This is a genomic window from Geodermatophilus obscurus (assembly GCF_900143215.1).
Lineage (GTDB): Bacteria > Actinomycetota > Actinomycetes > Mycobacteriales > Geodermatophilaceae > Geodermatophilus > Geodermatophilus obscurus_A.
The window spans coordinates 1-15,836 of record NZ_FRDM01000016.1 but is presented as its reverse complement, the minus strand read 5'-3'; the positions used below and the strand labels follow the sequence as shown (position 1 = coordinate 15,836).

Annotated in this window: 19 protein-coding genes and 1 pseudogene; 17 read left to right on the top strand and 3 right to left on the bottom strand. The window is 73.6% G+C overall.

The window, feature by feature from the left end; translation table 11 throughout:
* The first annotated feature begins 6 nt into the window (after positions 1-6).
* The 14 genes from BUB17_RS15205 (at position 7) to dprA (ending at position 11,614) form a co-directional block, all read left to right on the top strand.
* On the top strand, positions 7-1,755 hold the full coding sequence (locus tag BUB17_RS15205; RefSeq protein ID WP_072919369.1) for a proline--tRNA ligase: 1,749 nt from the start codon (positions 7-9) through the stop codon (positions 1,753-1,755).
* A 212-nt stretch (positions 1,756-1,967) separates the two neighbouring features.
* Positions 1,968-2,408, top strand: coding sequence for a 30S ribosomal protein S16 (rpsP, locus tag BUB17_RS15200; protein ID WP_072919368.1), 441 nt, complete (start codon positions 1,968-1,970; stop codon positions 2,406-2,408).
* A gap of 3 nt (positions 2,409-2,411) precedes the next feature.
* The gene (locus BUB17_RS15195; protein WP_012949998.1) at positions 2,412-2,648 is read left to right on the top strand and encodes an RNA-binding protein; all 237 of its coding nucleotides are present in this window, start codon (positions 2,412-2,414) and stop codon (positions 2,646-2,648) included.
* 18 nt (positions 2,649-2,666) lie between these two features.
* Positions 2,667-3,215: a ribosome maturation factor RimM gene (rimM, locus tag BUB17_RS15190; protein ID WP_072919367.1), complete on the top strand. Its 549-nt coding sequence runs from the start codon at positions 2,667-2,669 to the stop codon at positions 3,213-3,215.
* On the top strand, positions 3,212-3,955 hold the full coding sequence (gene trmD / locus BUB17_RS15185) for a tRNA (guanosine(37)-N1)-methyltransferase TrmD (protein WP_072919366.1): 744 nt from the start codon (positions 3,212-3,214) through the stop codon (positions 3,953-3,955). Before rimM ends, trmD begins: the two co-directional genes overlap by 4 nt.
* Positions 3,956-3,977: 22 nt before the next feature.
* On the top strand, positions 3,978-4,463 hold the full coding sequence (locus BUB17_RS15180) for an NUDIX hydrolase (protein ID WP_072919473.1): 486 nt from the start codon (positions 3,978-3,980) through the stop codon (positions 4,461-4,463).
* A 145-nt stretch (positions 4,464-4,608) separates the two neighbouring features.
* Complete coding sequence (rplS, locus tag BUB17_RS15175) at positions 4,609-4,965, top strand: 50S ribosomal protein L19 (RefSeq protein WP_012949994.1); 357 nt, start codon at positions 4,609-4,611, stop codon at positions 4,963-4,965.
* A 65-nt stretch (positions 4,966-5,030) separates the two neighbouring features.
* A complete protein-coding gene (lepB, locus tag BUB17_RS15170) occupies positions 5,031-5,972 on the top strand; it encodes a signal peptidase I (protein WP_072919365.1) in 942 nt (313 codons plus the stop codon).
* A gap of 258 nt (positions 5,973-6,230) precedes the next feature.
* Entirely contained in the window at positions 6,231-6,941 is a 711-nt protein-coding gene (locus BUB17_RS15165) for a response regulator transcription factor (protein ID WP_244277240.1), read from the top strand.
* Between the two features lie 317 nt (positions 6,942-7,258).
* The gene (locus tag BUB17_RS15160) at positions 7,259-8,035 is read left to right on the top strand and encodes a ribonuclease HII (RefSeq protein ID WP_072919363.1); all 777 of its coding nucleotides are present in this window, start codon (positions 7,259-7,261) and stop codon (positions 8,033-8,035) included.
* The gene (locus BUB17_RS15155; RefSeq protein WP_012949990.1) at positions 8,032-8,352 is read left to right on the top strand and encodes a DUF2469 domain-containing protein; all 321 of its coding nucleotides are present in this window, start codon (positions 8,032-8,034) and stop codon (positions 8,350-8,352) included. Before BUB17_RS15160 ends, BUB17_RS15155 begins: the two co-directional genes overlap by 4 nt.
* 132 nt (positions 8,353-8,484) lie before the next feature.
* Positions 8,485-8,844 carry a YraN family protein gene (locus BUB17_RS15150; RefSeq protein ID WP_072919362.1) on the top strand — a complete coding sequence of 120 codons (360 nt, stop codon included), beginning with the start codon at positions 8,485-8,487 and terminating at the stop codon, positions 8,842-8,844.
* On the top strand, positions 8,841-10,361 hold the full coding sequence (locus BUB17_RS15145; RefSeq protein WP_072919361.1) for a YifB family Mg chelatase-like AAA ATPase: 1,521 nt from the start codon (positions 8,841-8,843) through the stop codon (positions 10,359-10,361). The genes BUB17_RS15150 and BUB17_RS15145 overlap by 4 nt, the downstream gene beginning before the upstream one ends.
* The gene (dprA, locus tag BUB17_RS15140; protein WP_208983412.1) at positions 10,358-11,614 is read left to right on the top strand and encodes a DNA-processing protein DprA; all 1,257 of its coding nucleotides are present in this window, start codon (positions 10,358-10,360) and stop codon (positions 11,612-11,614) included. Before BUB17_RS15145 ends, dprA begins: the two co-directional genes overlap by 4 nt.
* 134 nt (positions 11,615-11,748) lie before the next feature.
* Here dprA and BUB17_RS28260 read toward each other — a convergent pair whose 3' ends face one another.
* Positions 11,749-12,150: a transposase gene (locus tag BUB17_RS28260; RefSeq protein WP_280173887.1), complete on the bottom strand. Its 402-nt coding sequence runs from the start codon at positions 12,148-12,150 to the stop codon at positions 11,749-11,751.
* Positions 12,151-12,203: 53 nt separating this feature from the next.
* Positions 12,204-13,034 (bottom strand): annotated as a pseudogene (locus tag BUB17_RS28255) (transposase); the annotation flags it as partial.
* Between the two features lie 355 nt (positions 13,035-13,389).
* On the opposite strand from BUB17_RS28255, the gene BUB17_RS26160 reads away from it, so the two are divergent.
* The 3 genes from BUB17_RS26160 (at position 13,390) to BUB17_RS27440 (ending at position 15,071) form a co-directional block, all read left to right on the top strand.
* On the top strand, positions 13,390-13,647 hold the full coding sequence (locus tag BUB17_RS26160; protein WP_141243036.1) for a hypothetical protein: 258 nt from the start codon (positions 13,390-13,392) through the stop codon (positions 13,645-13,647).
* A gap of 72 nt (positions 13,648-13,719) precedes the next feature.
* Positions 13,720-14,421: a helix-turn-helix domain-containing protein gene (locus tag BUB17_RS27445; protein WP_208983411.1), complete on the top strand. Its 702-nt coding sequence runs from the start codon at positions 13,720-13,722 to the stop codon at positions 14,419-14,421.
* 35 nt (positions 14,422-14,456) lie between these two features.
* On the top strand, positions 14,457-15,071 hold the full coding sequence (locus BUB17_RS27440; protein ID WP_244277239.1) for a transposase: 615 nt from the start codon (positions 14,457-14,459) through the stop codon (positions 15,069-15,071).
* 146 nt (positions 15,072-15,217) lie between these two features.
* Here BUB17_RS27440 and BUB17_RS15125 read toward each other — a convergent pair.
* The coding region (locus BUB17_RS15125; protein WP_141243035.1) for a tetratricopeptide repeat protein at positions 15,218-15,836 on the bottom strand (619 nt) is incomplete at its 5' end.

Sequence of the window (15,836 nt, the reverse complement as noted above, 5' to 3'; positions counted from 1 at the left end):
CGTCGCGTGCTGTTGCGGATGTCCACGCTGTTCCTGCGCACCCTGCGCGACGACCCGGCCGACGCCGAGGTGCCCAGCCACCGCCTGCTGGTGCGGGCCGGCTACATCCGGCGGGCGGCGCCCGGCGGCTTCACCTGGCTGCCGCTGGGCTACCGCGTCTTCCGCAACGTCGAGCGGGTCGTCCGCGAGGAGATGGACCGGATGGGCGCCCAGGAGGTGCACTTCCCGGCGCTGCTGCCGCGCGAGCCCTACGAGGCCACCAACCGCTGGACCGAGTACGGCCCCAACCTCTTCCGCCTCCAGGACCGGCGGGGTGCCGACTACCTGCTCGGCCCCACCCACGAGGAGATGTTCACGCTCCTGGTGAAGGACCTGTACTCGTCCTACAAGGACCTGCCGCTGTCGCTGTACCAGATTCAGACCAAGTACCGGGACGAGGCGCGGCCCCGGGCGGGGCTGTTCCGCGGCCGCGAGTTCACCATGAAGGACAGCTACTCCTTCGACGTCGACGACGCCGGCCTGGACAAGAGCTACGCCGCCCACCGCGACGCCTACATCCGGATCTTCGACCGGCTGGGCCTGGAGTACGTCATCGTCTCCGCGATGTCGGGGGCCATGGGCGGGTCCAGGAGCGAGGAGTTCCTGCACCCGACCCCGATCGGCGAGGACACCTTCGTCCGCTCACCGGGCGGGTACGCGGCCAACGTCGAGGCGGTCAGCACCGTCGTCCTCGAGCCGGTCCCGCTCGACGGGCTGCCCGAGGCCCACGTCGAGGACACCCCGGACACCCCGACCATCGACACGCTGGTCGCGGTGGCGCAGGAGCTGTTCCCCCACGCCGGCTACACGGCCGCGTCGACGCTGAAGAACGTCGTCGTCCTGCTCGTACACCCCGACGGCACCCGGGAGCCGCTGGTCGTCGGCATCCCCGGCGACCGCGAGGTCGACCTCAAGCGGCTGGAGGCGCAGCTCGCGCCCGCCGAGGTGGAGCCCTTCGCCGACTTCGACCAGCACCCCGCGCTGGTCAAGGGCTACATCGGCCCGCAGGCACTGGGCGCCGACAGCGCGTCGGGCATCCGGTACCTGGTCGACCCGCGAGTGGTGCCCGGCACCCGGTGGATCACCGGAGCCAACGAGCCCGGCAGGCACGTGTTCGACCTCGTCGCCGGCCGCGACTTCACCTGGGACGGCGTCGTCGAGGCCGCCGAGGTGCTGGCCGGCGACCCCGCGCCCGACGGCTCCGGACCGCTGGAGCTCGCCCGCGGCGTCGAGATGGGCCACATCTTCCAGCTGGGCCGCAAGTACGCCGAGGCGCTCGATCTGAAGGTGCTCGACGAGAACGGCAAGCTCGTCACCGTCACCATGGGCTCCTACGGCATCGGCGTCTCCCGGGCGGTGGCGGCGATCGCCGAGTCCACCCACGACGAGCTGGGCCTGGTCTGGCCGCGCGAGGTCGCGCCGGCCGACGTGCACGTCGTGGCCACCGGCAAGGACGCCGCGGTGTTCGAGACCGCCGAGTCGCTGGCGCAGGACCTGGTCACCGCGGGGCTCACCGTGCTCTACGACGACCGGCCCAAGGTCTCGCCCGGCGTCAAGTTCAAGGACGCCGAGCTGCTGGGGATGCCGACGATCGTCACCGTGGGCCGGGGACTGGCCGAGGGTGTCCTGGAGCTGCGCGACCGGGCCACGGGGGAGCGCGAGGAGGTGCCGGTCGGCGAGGCCGCAGCTCGAGTCAGAGCGGTCGTCGGGAAGTAGTCCCGTCGGCCCTGTCCAGAGGCTCGCGTCCCAGCTTGCGAGGGCGGGAGGAGGACGGGGTCCTCTCTCTGGCACAATGGTCGGTCGAACACGGCGGTGGGCGGCCCTCTCACCGTTGCCGGCCGTGTCCAGCCGCACCGCCCCCGGCGTACCCCCACGCGTCGCTCCGGGCGGGCACACACGACCTGCGTTCGAGGAGAACACCACACACCGTGGCCACCAAGATCAAGCTCATGCGCCTGGGCAAGATGCGCGCGCCGTACTACCGCATCGTCGTCGCCGACTCCCGCACCAAGCGCGAGGGTCGTTCGATCGAGACGATCGGCAAGTACCACCCGAAGGAGGACCCGTCCTTCATCGAGGTCGACTCCGAGCGGGCGCAGTACTGGCTGGGTGTCGGCGCGCAGCCGACCGAGGCCGTCGCCGCCATCTTCCGGGTCACCGGTGACTGGCAGAAGTTCAAGGGCGAGCCCGCGCCGCCGCCCATGAAGGTCGCCGCCCCGAAGCCGGACAAGAAGGCCCTCTACGAGGAGGCCGTCCGCGCCTCGGGTGAGGAGCCGGCCGCCGGCGCCACCACCCCCAGGAAGAAGGCCGCTCCGCAGGCCGACGACGCGGCGGCGGGCGACGCCCCCGCCGAGACGCCCGCCGAGTAAGTCGTGCTCGAAGAGGCGCTCGAGCACCTGGTCAAGGGCATCGTCGACCACCCCGAGGACGTCACGGTCGACCTGCTCAGCAACCGGCGCGGCAAGACCCTCGAGGTCCGGGTGCACCCCGACGATCTCGGCAAGGTCATCGGCCGCGGCGGTCGCACCGCCAAGGCGCTGCGAACCGTGATGACCGGTGTGGGCGGCCGCGGCCTGCGGGTCGACGTCGTCGACACCGACGGGCGCTGAGCGCCTCTCCCTCGCCTGGTGGGCACCGAACCAGACGACACCACCGACACCGTGGTGGTCGGCCGCATCGGCCGGCCCCACGGTGTCCGTGGTGAGGTGACCGTCGAGGTCCGCACCGACGACCCCGACCTCCGCTTCGCCCCCGGTGCGGTCCTGCGCACCGAGCCCGCCGACCGCGGGCCGCTCACGATCGCCGGCCACCGCTGGCACCGCGAGGTCCTCCTGCTGGCGATCGACGGCGTCGAGAGCCGCGAGGCGGCCGAGGAGCTGCGCAACACCGAACTGCACGTGCCCGTCGCCGAGCTGCCGGCGCTCGAGGACCCCGACGTCTACTACGACCACCAGCTGGTCGGCCTGACCGCCCGGCTGCCCGACGGCACGGAGCTGGGCACCGTGAGCGCCGTCCGCCACGAGGGCGCCGACCTGCTCGTCGTCCGCCGTCGGGTGGACGGGGAGGTCGTCGCGGGGGAGCTGCTCGTGCCGTTCGTCACGGCGATGGTCCCGACCGTCGACCTGCCGGGCGGGTTCCTCGTCGTGGACCCGCCCGAGGGGCTGCTCGACCTGTGAGCGCCCCGTTCCGGGTCGACGTCGTCACCATCTTCCCGGAGTACCTGGCCCCGCTGCGCCAGTCGCTGCTGGGCAGGGCCGCCGAGCGCGGCCTGGTCAGCGTGGGCGTCCACGACCTGCGGCAGTGGACCGACGACGTGCACCGCACCGTCGACGACGCTCCCTACGGCGGCGGCCCCGGCATGGTGATGAAGCCCGAGCCGTGGGCCCGGGCGCTGGAGGCCGTCCGCCCGCCGGGCACCCGCCTGGTCGTGCCGACCCCGGCCGGCCGGCCCTTCACGCAGGCCGTGGCTGCCGAGTGGGCCACCGAGCCCGGCCTCGTCTTCGCCTGCGGCCGCTACGAGGGCATCGACCAGCGGGTCGCCGAGTGGGCCGCCGAGGCCGGACCGGTGTCGGAGGTCTCGATCGGTGACTACGTGCTGGCCGGCGGCGAGTCCGCGGTGCTGGTCATGGTCGAGGCGGTGACCCGCCTGCTCCCCGGCGTCGTGGGCAACCGGGAGTCCGTCGAGTACGACTCGCACGCCGACGGGCTGCTCGAGGGCCCCTCCTACACCCGGCCGGCGTCCTGGCGCGGCCACGATGTCCCGCCGGTGCTGCTGTCCGGCGACCACGCCGCGATCGCCCGGTGGCGCCGGGCGGAGTCCCTGCGGCGGACGGCGGCCCGACGGCCGGACCTGCTGGCGGCGTTGCCCGAGGACGCGCTGACCGACGCCGACCGCGCCGTCCTCGACGGTGGCTGACCACCCGGGAGGCGGGCGGGCGGTGGTGCGGCCCACCGCCCGCGTGGTGGTGCTCGACCCGGACGGGCGGGTGCTGCTGCTCGGCGCCCGGCTCACCGACCCCGCCGTCCCACCCGGGGACGTGCTGTTCTGGTACACGCCCGGCGGCGGTGTGGAGCCGGGGGAGGGCGTGCGGGAGGCCGCGACCCGTGAGCTGGCCGAGGAGATCGGCCTGGTCGTGGAGCCCGGTGAGCTGGAGGGCCCGGTCTGGCTCCGCCGGCACGTCGGCCGATTCGCCGGCGTGCAGATCGACTCGCGGGAGACGTTCTTCGTGCTGCGGGACGTCGTGCACGAGGTGGATGCGAGCGGACGCACGGAGCTGGAGCTGCTCGGCGCCGAGCCGCACCGCTGGTGGCGTGCCGCAGAGGTCGCCACCAGCGCCGAGACCTTCGCACCGCGGCAGCTCGCCGACCTGCTGCCGGAGCTGTCCGCCGGCCCGTGGACGGGGCCGCCGCGCTTCGTCGGCTGAGGATGTGGCACAGTAGAGAGCTGCTGCGGACGCATCGCCCCGTCGACGCCGAGCTCCTCCCGGAGCGCAGTTCCCCGGATCGGACAGCCGGGGGAGCCTGTTGTCCGCACCGCAACGACATGACCGCTAGGACAGGACTGCCGCGATGAACACCCTGGACGTACTCGACGCCGATTCGCTGCGCGACGACATCCCCGAGTTCCGCCCGGGCGACACCGTCAAGGTGCACGTGCGCGTCATCGAGGGCAACCGCTCCCGCATCCAGGTCTTCCAGGGCGTCGTCATCCGCCGTCAGGGCGGTGGCATCCGCGAGACCTTCACCGTGCGCAAGGTCAGCTTCGGCGTCGGCGTCGAGCGCACCTTCCCGGTGCACACCCCGGTCGTCGAGAAGATCGAGGTGCTGACCCGCGGTGACGTCCGTCGCGCCAAGCTGTACTACCTCCGCGAGCTGCGCGGCAAGGCCGCCAAGATCAAGGAGAAGCGCGAGACCGTCTCGCGCTGACACGACGCAGGCAGGCCGGTCCGGCCTGACCACGGCGGGTCTCCCGCAGCCGTACGCTGGCTCCGATGAGCAGCGACCGGCCCGGGCGGCCCGCCGACGTCGTTCCGGAGGGGGAGGACCCCCGAGCGGCCGGATCCGCCGCCGACACCGGCCCCATCCGCCGCCCGGGCGGCCGCGCCGCGCGCCGGCGCGAGGAGGCGGCCAAGAAGGGCTCGCTGATCCGCGAGCTGCCGGTGCTCCTGCTCATCGCCTTCGTGCTCGCGCTCCTGGTGAAGACCTTCCTCGTCCAGGCCTTCTTCATCCCGTCGGGCTCGATGGAGCGGACCCTGCACGGCTGCCCCGGCTGCACCGGCGACCGCGTCCTGGTCAACAAGGTGCCCTACTGGTTCGGCGAGCCGGAGCCCGGCGACATCGTCGTCTTCGAGGGGCCGGAGAGCTGGTCGCCGGAGGTGGACGTCCAGGAGCCGGGCAACGCGATCTCCAGCGGTCTGCTGTGGCTCGGCCGCGCCATCGGGGTGGCTCCACCCAGCGAGGACGACTACGTCAAGCGGGTCATCGCCACCGGCGGCCAGACGGTCCAGTGCTGCGACGCCGAGGGTCGCGTCACCGTGGACGGCGTACCGCTCGACGAGCCGTACGTCTTCGAGAACACCCCGCTGGAGAGCCGGGCGTTCGGGCCCGTCACCGTTCCGGCGGGCCGGCTGTGGGTCATGGGCGACCACCGGTCGGCGTCGGCGGACTCCAAGGCGCACATCGGCGACGAGAACTCCGGAACGGTCGCCGTGGACGACGTCATCGGCAGGGCCGCGCTCATCGTCTGGCCGCTCGACCGTTTCGGGACCCTCGGCTCGCCCGACATCCAGGGCACCGAGGCGGCCGGCGTCCCGGCCCGCCCGATGCCGGTCTCCGGTGCGGCGGCGGTCGCCGCCCCGTACGCCATGGGCCTGGTCGGCGCCGTACCGCTCACCGCCTGGCGACGCCGGCGACGCCGGTCCCGCTCCGGCTGACGGCCTCCCGTCCCGTTCTCGACCCGCACCTCCCGGTCCGCCCGGGGCGTGCGGGTCGAGTCGTTCCGAGGAATGGCATCGCCATGTCGACACGAATGCGGCGGGTCACCATTCCGGTGTTTCAGGTGTGACCGGTCGTCGCTCGATCGGGTGCCGGATAATTCTTTCGAGAAATGTTGGAAAAGCGTTCAAGCAAACGTCTCACCCGTCCGATGGAGATCGTGAGAAAGTCCCCGAACGTGTGAAACGGAGCCGATTGTGTCCGCACCCATGGCGAGCGCTGCTCGTGGCGTCACCCGCGTGCTCATCCTCGCCGACGCGCCCGTCCTGCGTCGTGGGCTGGTCAGCATGGTCAACGAGACCGCCGGCATGCAGTCGGTCGGCACTCCGGGCGAGCTGCGCCGGGCCCTCACGCTGGTCGAGACCGCCCGTCCCGACGCGGTGGTCGTCGAGCTGGGGCCGGGCCGCGCCGCGACCCTGAACGCCTGCCGCGACCTGCGCCGCCGGTACCCCCGGGTGACGATCGTGGCCCTGGGGACCTCCGAGGACCCGGCCGTGGTGAACGAGGCGCTGGCCGCCGGCGTCCGCGGCTACCTGATGATCAACACCTCGCCGACCCTGCTCGGCTGGGCCATCCTGGCCGCCCGCGCCGGGCGCACCGTCGTCGACCCGCAGATCCGCCGGGTCGAGCCGTCGGCCACGCCCGCGGCGAAGCCGTTCGCCCCCGAGGTGCCGTTGACCCGCCGCGAGTCCGACGTCCTCGACGAGCTCATCCAGGGCCAGTCGAACCGGCAGATCGGCCGCAACCTGTTCATCAGCGAGGACACCGTCAAGTCCCACGTCAAGGCCATCCTGCGCAAGCTGGGCGCCCGTGACCGGGCGCACGCGGTCTCGCTGGTGCTGTCCTCGCGCAACCCGGCCGCCTGCACCTGCGGCACCCACGCGGCCCTGGCCCCCGCCGAGGCCTGAGAGAGGACCTCCGGCCCCCTGCCGCTCGTAGCAGGACCCCGTCCTGCCCACCCCTCGTCGAAGGACCCCCTGCCCCCCGCTACTCGCAAGCTCGCAGCGGCCCCAGCAGGGGGCCGGCGGGACCCGGGACGGGGCCTGGGGCCCCTGCGGGGCCGGGCCGTCCGCCTCCTCGGCGGTCCGCCCGGGTATCCACCCGGCCGCCCCGGCGGCCGACCGTCCACGGGCCGGCCCCTCTGACCCCGGGGCCGGCCCCTGGCGTTCCCGCCCGGCGACTGCCCGCCCGCGGTCCCTCGCCGGCGTCGTACTGTCGGACCGCGATGGCTGTCCGTACCACCCCCGCTCCTCCCGGACCGCGGCTCCGCGCCGGCGCCGGCACGTTCCTCGACGACCGCTCCGACACGCTCTGGGACATGGAGCGCTCCCTGCGCCGCCGCGGGTTCTCCGCGGTCGCCGGTGCCGACGAGGCCGGCCGCGGAGCCTGCGCCGGCCCGCTCGTCGCCGCCGCCTGCGTGCTCCCCGCCGGCCGCCGGGGTCGGGTCCCCGGCCTCGCGGACTCCAAGTTGTTGACCGCCGCCGCCCGGGAGCGGGTCTACGAGGAGGTCGTCGACCGCGCTGATGCGTGGTCGGTGGTGGTTCTGCCGGTCGCCGACCTCTACGCCCGCGGCATGCACGTGACCAACATCGAGGCGCTGCGCCGCGCGGTGTGGACCCTCGACCCGGGCGCGGACTACGTGCTCACCGACGGCTTCCCGGTGCCCGGGCTGGCCCGCCCCACCCTCGCGGTGTGGAAGGGCGACCGGGTCGCGGCCTGCGTGGCGGCGGCGTCGGTGCTGGCCAAGGTCACGCGGGACCGGATCATGCTGGACCTGCACGAGCGCTGGCCGGAGTACGACTTCGCCGTCCACAAGGGCTACAGCACCGCTGCTCACGACGCCGCCCTCCAGCGGTACGGCCCCTGCCCGGAGCACCGGATGCGCTTCGTCAACGTGGCCCGCGCCCGCGACGCACACGCCGCTCGGGGATCCCAGCTGACCGGCTCGGCGGCGATGGTCGATGATGGAGCCATGCGCCCTGTGTCCGGAGAGCCTCGATGAGCACCGAGGACCTGGAGAAGTACGAGACCGAGATGGAGCTGCAGCTCTATCGCGAGTACCGGGACATCGTCCGGCAGTTCACCTACGTGGTGGAGACCGAGCGGCGCTTCTACCTCGCCAACTCCGTGGACCTGCAGGTCCGCGAGGCCGGCGGCGAGGTCTACTTCGAGCTCAAGCTCTCCGACGCCTGGGTCTGGGACATGTACCGGCCGGCGCGGTTCGTGCGCAACGTGCGGGTGCTGACCTTCAAGGACGTCAACGTCGAGGAGCTGGACAAGCCCGACCTCGAGCTGCCCGACGGGCCCCGGCTGACCTGATCGGCGTGTCACGGGCCTGAGGCTGGCCCCGCCCGGCGACATCCCCGGGGCCGGCGTCCACAGGCGGCGCCGGTGTCCACAGATCGGCTCCGGAAATGTCCCGGCCGGTCCCGGCGGACGACGGTCGGCCGGGTGCGAACGACATCGGACCTCGGCGCCCACGGCGAGCGCATCGCCGCCGCCTACCTGACCGACAGCGGCCTGCGCGTCCTCGACCGGAACTGGCGCTGCCGCGACGGCGAGCTCGACATCGTCGCCCGCGACGGCGACGCGCTGGTCTTCTGCGAGGTCAAGACCCGCCGCGCCGTCGGCTTCGGCCACCCCGTCGAGGCGGTCGGGCACGTCAAGCAGCGCCGGCTCCGGGTCCTGGCCCAGCGCTGGCTGGCCGCCCACGAGGAGCACGCGCCAGAGCTGCGCTTCGACGTCGTCGGCGTGCTGGTGCGGGCCGACCGGCCGGCGCTGGTCACCCATCTGCGGGCGGCGTTCTCGTGACGCTGGCGCGGACCTGGTCGGTCGGTCTGGCCGGGGTGCACGGCGCGATGGTCGACGTCGAGGTGGATCTGTCGGCCGGCGTGCCCGGGGTGGTCCTCGTCGGCCTGCCCGACGCGGTCGTCCGCCAGTCGGTCGACCGCGTGCGGGCGGCGGTGGTCAACGCCGGCGGGAAGTGGCCGCTGCGGCGGATCACCATCGGGTTGTCCCCGGCGTCGATGCCCAAGCAGGGGAGCGGCTTCGACCTGGCGCTGGCCACCGCGGTCCTGGCGGCCGACGGCGCGGTGCCGGCGGAGTCGGTGGGCCGCCTGGTGCTGATCGGCGAGCTGGCCCTCGACGGCTCGGTGCGACCCGTCCGCGGGGTGCTGCCGGCGGTGCTCGCCGCCGCCCGCGCCGGGCACGCGACGGTGGTGGTGCCCGCTGGCAACGCGGGCGAGGCGGCGCTCGTCGAGGGCATCGAGGTGCTGGCGGCCGGCACGCTGGCCGAGGTGGTCGCCCACCTGAGGGGCCGGGCGCCGCTGCCCCGGCACGTCCGGCCCGCCCTACCGCCGGCACTGCCCGGGCCCGACCTGGGCGACGTGGTCGGCCAGCCGATCGGCCGCCGGGCGGTGGAGGTCGCGGCCGCAGGAGGGCACCACCTGTTCCTGTACGGACCGCCCGGCGCCGGCAAGACGATGCTCGCCGAACGGCTGCCCGGCCTGCTCCCGGCGCTGGACGAGGAGGCCGCGCTGGAGGTCACCGCCATCCACTCGGTCGCCGGGACGCTGCCGCCGGACTCCCCGTTGGTCACCCGTCCGACCTTCGAGGCGCCGCACCACTCGGCGACGATGGCCGCCCTCGTCGGCGGCGGCTCGGGCCCGATCCGGCCCGGTGCGCTGTGCCGGGCGCACCGCGGCGTGCTGTTCCTGGACGAGGCCCCGGAGTTCCCGCGCGCGGTGCTGGACACGCTGCGCCAGCCGCTCGAGCGCGGGTCGGTGACCATCTCCCGGGCCAGCGGCGCGGCCACCTTCCCGTGCCGCGCGCAGCTCGTGCTGGCGGCCAACCCCTGCCCGTGCGCCGGCGCGGCCGGGGACGCCGCCTGCACCTGCAGCCCGCTCGAACGGCGGCGCTATCAGGCCCGGCTCTCCGGGCCGCTGCTCGACCGGATCGACCTGCGGGTCGACCTCCCGGCGGTCACCCGGGCCGCCTGGCTGGAGACCGGGACGGCGCCCGAGCCGACCTCCGTCGTCGCCGCCCGGGTCGCGCAGGCCCGGGCGGCTGCGGCGGCGCGGCTCTCGGGGACCGGCCTGGGTGTCAACAGCCAGGTGCCGGGGCGGCTGCTGCGGGAGAGGTGGTCCCCGCCGCGGTCGGCCCTGCGGCTGGTCGAGCGGGCCCTGGAGCGCGGGGCGCTGTCGGTGCGCGGCTACGACCGCGTCCTCCGCGTGGCCTGGACGTTGAGCGACTTGGCGGGGCGCACGGTTCCTGGTCCGGACGACGTCGCCGAGGCCCTCGGCCTGCGGCTGCAGCGGGCCGCGGCGTGACCGCGCTGCCGAGCCTCGACGAGGATCTGGCGGAGGGGCTTCCCGAGGCGGCGGCGGTCGACGGGCTCGCCGGCTCCGCGGTTCGGCGGGCGCGGGCCTGGCTGAGCCGGGCCGCCGAACCCGGCAGCGTCGCCTTCTGGCGCTTCGTCGAGGACGCCGGTCCGGTCGAGGCGGTGCGCCGGCTGCGGTCCGGCCGCGCGCCGGACGTCGTCCGGGCGCTGGTGGGTGCCCGGGCCGGCCAGGACGCCTCGCTGGAGGACCTGCTGCGGGCCGAGCGATGCGGCGCGCGTCTGGTCGTCCCCGAGGACGACGAGTGGCCCGCAGGCCTGCTGCACTGCCTCGCCCTGGCCTCCGTCGAGGAGCCCGACGACCCGCGGTACCACTCGCCGCGGTCCACCGCTCTCGTGCCGCCGCTCGGGCTGTGGGTCCGCGGCTCCGCCCGGCTCGACGAGTTGGCCGATCGTTCGGTGGCCGTCGTCGGCGCCCGGGCCTCGACCGCGTACGGCGAGCACGTCGCCGGCGAACTCGGCCACCAGCTGGGGCAGCGCGGCTGGACGGTCGTCTCCGGCGGCGCCTTCGGCATCGACGCGGCCGCACACCGCGGTGCGCTGGCGGCGGACGCCCCGACGGTCGCGGTGCTGGCCTGCGGCGTCGACCGGCCCTACCCGGCCGCGCACGGGGCGCTGTTCCACCGCATCGCCGAGTCCGGGGTGCTGGTCAGCGAGTGGCCGCCCGGCGCCGCTCCGCACAAGCACCGCTTCCTCGTCCGCAACCGGCTGATCGCCGCGCTGACCCGCGGCACCGTCGTGGTCGAGGCGGCGGCCCGCTCCGGTGCCCAGGCCACCGCGCGACGAGCGCAGAAGCTGGGCCGGCAGGTGATGGTCGTCCCGGGCCCGGTGACCTCGGCGATGTCGGTCGGGTGCCACGAACTGCTCCGCGACGTCGAGCTCGGAGCGGTCCTGGTCGCCGACGCCGCGCACGTGGTGGAGACCGTCGGCCGGCTGGGGGAGGACCTCGCCGACCCGCCGGAGCGCCCTGCCGGTCCCCGCGACGGGCTCTCCGACGTCGCCGTCCGGGTGCTCGACGCCTGTCCGGTCCGCAACGGCGTCAGCCCCGAGCGGCTGGCCACGGTGGCCGGCTGTGACGTGCTCGACGTGCTGCGGGTGCTGCCCGCGCTGGAGCTCGCCGACCTGGTCGAGCGGACCGAGGCCGGGTGGCGGCTGGCTTCAGTACCCAGGGCCCGCCCGCGGTGAGGAGGGCGGGCGCCGGTTCCATGGTAGGCAACCGAAGTATGCGGCGCCTTGATCGGGCGACGGTGCCACAAGCGGTACGCTCGCTAACGGGGCTCCTCGCGGTTCCTGGTGAACGGTCCCGTTCAAAGGGGTGTTCACGCTGCCGTCCGGGCGGCGCTGGCGAGCAGGATACGAGCGCGGTAGTGGGCCGGGTTGCGGTAGCCGCGGCCGGTGCGCTTGATCTGCTTGATCGAGGTGTTCGCCGCCTCGGTGCGGGCGTTGGTGACCCCGGTGACCAGCAGGACCTCGATCGCCGGCCACCAGGCGGTGGTCGTGGCCCAGAGGCGGTCGGTCTCGGGCATGTCCGCGGCCAGCACGTAGGCGCCCAGCCGCATTCGCTGCTCGTGTGCCTCGGCGAGTGAGCCGCTGGTCAGCAGCCGGCGCAGCTGTTCCTTGATGCCCCAGGCCGCGCCGATCTCATCGGTTGGATCGTCGGTGCGCAGGGTCGCGCGCAGCCGGGCCAGCGCGGCCGGCGAAAGGGTGTTCCCGGCGCGCAGCAGCAGCCGGCGGTTGGTCCAGGCCGGATCCTCGAGCCGGCCGCGGCGGCCTTCTGCTCCCGGGTCACCCGCTGGCGCACCTGGGTGACCGTGTCGTTGGCCAGCTTGACCAGGTGAAAGGCGTCCACGCTGATCGCGGCGGCCGGTAGCTGTTCGCGCAGCGCACGGCGGAACGCCGCGGACGGGTCGATCGCCACCACCTCCACCGCGGCCCGCCAGGCGTCGCTGCGGGCGCCCAGCCAGGCGCCGACGCCGGCGGAGTCCCGCCCGTCGACCACACCGAGCACCCGCCCGGTGTCGGCGTCGACCAGCGTGGTCATCCACGGCTCGTAGCGGCGCCAGCCGCCGTCGGGGTCGCGGAAGTACCGCACCTGCCGGTAGCGGTGCTCATCGACGCCCAGCCGCCGGACCGGAGTCCGGTCGGGGTCGCTGAGCAGGTCGGCGGCGGCAGTGAGCATCGAGGCCACCAGCCACCAGGACACTCGGTGGGCGCGGGCCACCTCGCTGGCCGCCCGGCCGGAGACCACGACGGCTGCGACCAGCGCTCCGGTGAGCCGGGCGGTGGACCGGGCGTAGGCCGGCACCTGGTCGGTGACCTCGCTGAACGTCCGCCGCGGACAGCGGGGCTCGTCGCAAAACCAGCGGCGCTTGGCCCACACCACCTCGGTCGGCCCGGCGACCGGCAGGTCCCGCAGCCGCTGCCGACGGCGGGAGTGCACCCGCCCGGCCAGTACGCCGCAGACCGGACAGCCGGGTGGATCGGTGGACTCGACCTCGACCCGACGGACGCCGCCGGCGTCGCTGACGGCGTCGATGACCCGGTAGTCGGGCAGGTTGAGGATCGCGCTCGCAGCATCACGCTGCGAGCCCGTAGGCTCGAACACGGCTCGTGGACCTCACTGGTGCGGATGTCTAGGCAACACCCATCCCAGCAGGACCACGGGCCCTCAACGTCTCTGGGCCCAGTTCACGATCACCGGTTCACGCCACGTCCTTCACCGGGATCCGCGAAGAGCCGCTAACGGAGGCCGTCGTCACCGTGACGGTGCGGGCGCTGACCTCCGGGCCAGCTCGACCCGAACGCGGCCCGCAGCATCGCTTTCGTTAGCGACGGCATCGCCGCCAGCGTCGAGCTGCGCAGCCACCAGGACAGACGAGACGGATCTGAACGCCGCCCGCTGCGCCGGCAAGGCCATCCGGGCGATGAAGGCGGTAGCAGGCGAGTCGGAGGTCGGCGCCATGTCCGACCGGCTGCTGGCGTCGAAGGCACGTTGCCGAAAACAAGTTCCTCCACGGCGGGCAGCGCTCCGGTTCGGGTGGGTGGCCGGTCCGTGGGTCGAGCTGGCCGACGGCCGCCGCGGCAAGCGGCTGGTGCCGCATCCGCTGGAGGTCCGCGCGGTCGTGGGCGCCGTTCACATGGCCGCGTTCGCGGACCGGTCGAACGCCGATATCGGGCTCTTCGTACCTGAGGTGGGTGTGAGGGACTCGCGCGTGTGAGCTGGGCCGGGAAGGGGTCGAGGCCTTCCAAGATCGGAAGCGACCAAGCTGCCCGACCGGAAGGCCTCGACGGTGTCCGAGCCTACGGCGTGCGCTCGCGCGAGCTCACGTCCTGATCTGTCCTACTGCGACCGCTGTGATCTGCTCGTCGGCCTGGACGGGTTCCACGTCCTCGAGGTCACCGAGCAGCCCGGCCGGGTGCAGGTGGTGGTTGAGTCGGCGCCCGAGCCGATGGGCTGCCTGGCCTGCGGAGTGCTGGTCGGCAGCCACGGTCGCCGCGACATCGTCTTGATCGATGTGCCCTGCTTCGGGCGGCCGGTCCGGCTGGTGTGGCGCAAGCGGATCTGGCGCTGCGCCGAGACCGAGTGCACCGGCAAGGCGTTCGCCGAACAGCACGCCGACCTGGCTCGGCCACGGGCGCTGCTGACCACCCGGGCCGCCTGGTGGGCGGTGGGCCAGCTGCGCCGCGAGCACGCCTCGGTCGCCGGGATCGCCCGGCAGCTGGGCACGACTTGGCGCACCGTGTGGCGGGCGGTCAAGCCGCTGCTCGATGCGATGGCCGCCGACGAGGCCCGCTTCTCTGACGTCACCTCCCTGGGCGTGGACGAGCACATCTGGCACCACGTCTCCACCAAGCCCGAGACCGAGGGCGGTCGCGGCCCGAAAGAGCTGACCGGCATGGTCGATCTGAGCCGTGACCAGCACGGACGGGTCCGCACCCGATTGCTGGACCTGGTGCCCGGCCGTCGGGCAAGGCCTACGCCGACTGGCTGACCGCCCGCGGTGACGCGTTCCGGGCCCGGGTGCAGGTGGCGACCCTCGACCCGTTCCACGGCTACAAGAACGCCATCGACGACCGCCTCGAGGACGCCACCGCGGTGCTGGACGCCTTCCACGTCGTCAAGCTCGGCACCGACGCCGTCGACCGCTGCCGACGCCGCATCCAGCAGGAGATCCACGGCCACCGCGGCCGCCGCAACGATCCGCTCTACGGGATCCGGAACACCCTGCGGGCCGGCGCGGAGAACCTCACCGACCGGCAGTGGGAACGCCTGCACGCCGCATTCACCGCCGACGAACGACACCTGGCGGTCTGGCTGGCCTGGTCGTGCGCCCAGCAATTGCGCTCGGCCTACCGGCACGAGCGCACCGCCGAGGGCCGCAAGATCGCCGAGAAGGTCATCGACTCCTTCCCGACCTGCCCGGTGCCCGAGATCGCCCGCCTCGGCCGGACGCTGAAGCAGTGGCGCGAAGCGTTCCTCGCCTACTTCGACACCGGCCGCGCCAGCAACGGTGGCACCGAAGCCGTCAACGGCCTCATCGAGCTCCACCGCCGCATCGCCCGCGGCTTCCGCAACCGCGAGAACTACCGGCTACGCATGCTGCTGATCGCCGGCGGTCTGACCAGCCCCCACCTCAAGTAAGAAGAGCCCGATATCGGTCAGTACTGGCGGGACCACTACGGGATCGTCCGCGCAGACGGGGAGCCGGTGTACCAAGGGACAGTCAACGACTGACAGCGCACCAGTATCACCCGCCGCGTGCTGACTCTCACTGCGATCGCTTGACGCTACGTCGGGCCAGGCGCCGTCGCGCAATCTCGTTCGCCGGGGTCGTCTCGTGCATCACTGTGCGTGGCGGTGAGGGCGGCCATCTCCGTACGCAGACGTTCGGCCTCCTCGTGCTCACCGATCAAATTGAGGGCGCGAATGGTGGCGGTTAGGTCATCGATCAGGTGGCCGACATCGTCCTGCTGGTCATCGATGTCAAGGGCGGTATTGAGGTGAATCAGCGCGTCGGTGGGCCGGTTCTGGGCGAGCAGCAGGTCCGCAAGGGTGCGCAAGTCATCCGCGACACCCGGGTGGTAACCGCCCGACCAGTCGTGCAGGTCCGCCAGTCGCTGTAGAACTGCGATCGCCCCGCCGGGTCGGCCAGCAGCGAGGAGCGCGTCGGCCAGTGGGCGCAGTAGGAGAAGCAGTTGGATTGCCTGCGGGCCGTGCGCGGCGATGGCGGCGTCGAGTGCGGCCTGGTAGGAGGCGGCGGCATCATGGGGGCGTCCGGCAGCGGCGTAGGCGCGCCCGAGGCGATGGGCGACGCCAGCGGTACGGGCCGGGTCGGTGCTGGGGAGGGTCAGCAGCCGGTCGAGTGACTGCTGAGCCTCCTCCAGCCGCCCGGCATCGGCCAGCGCG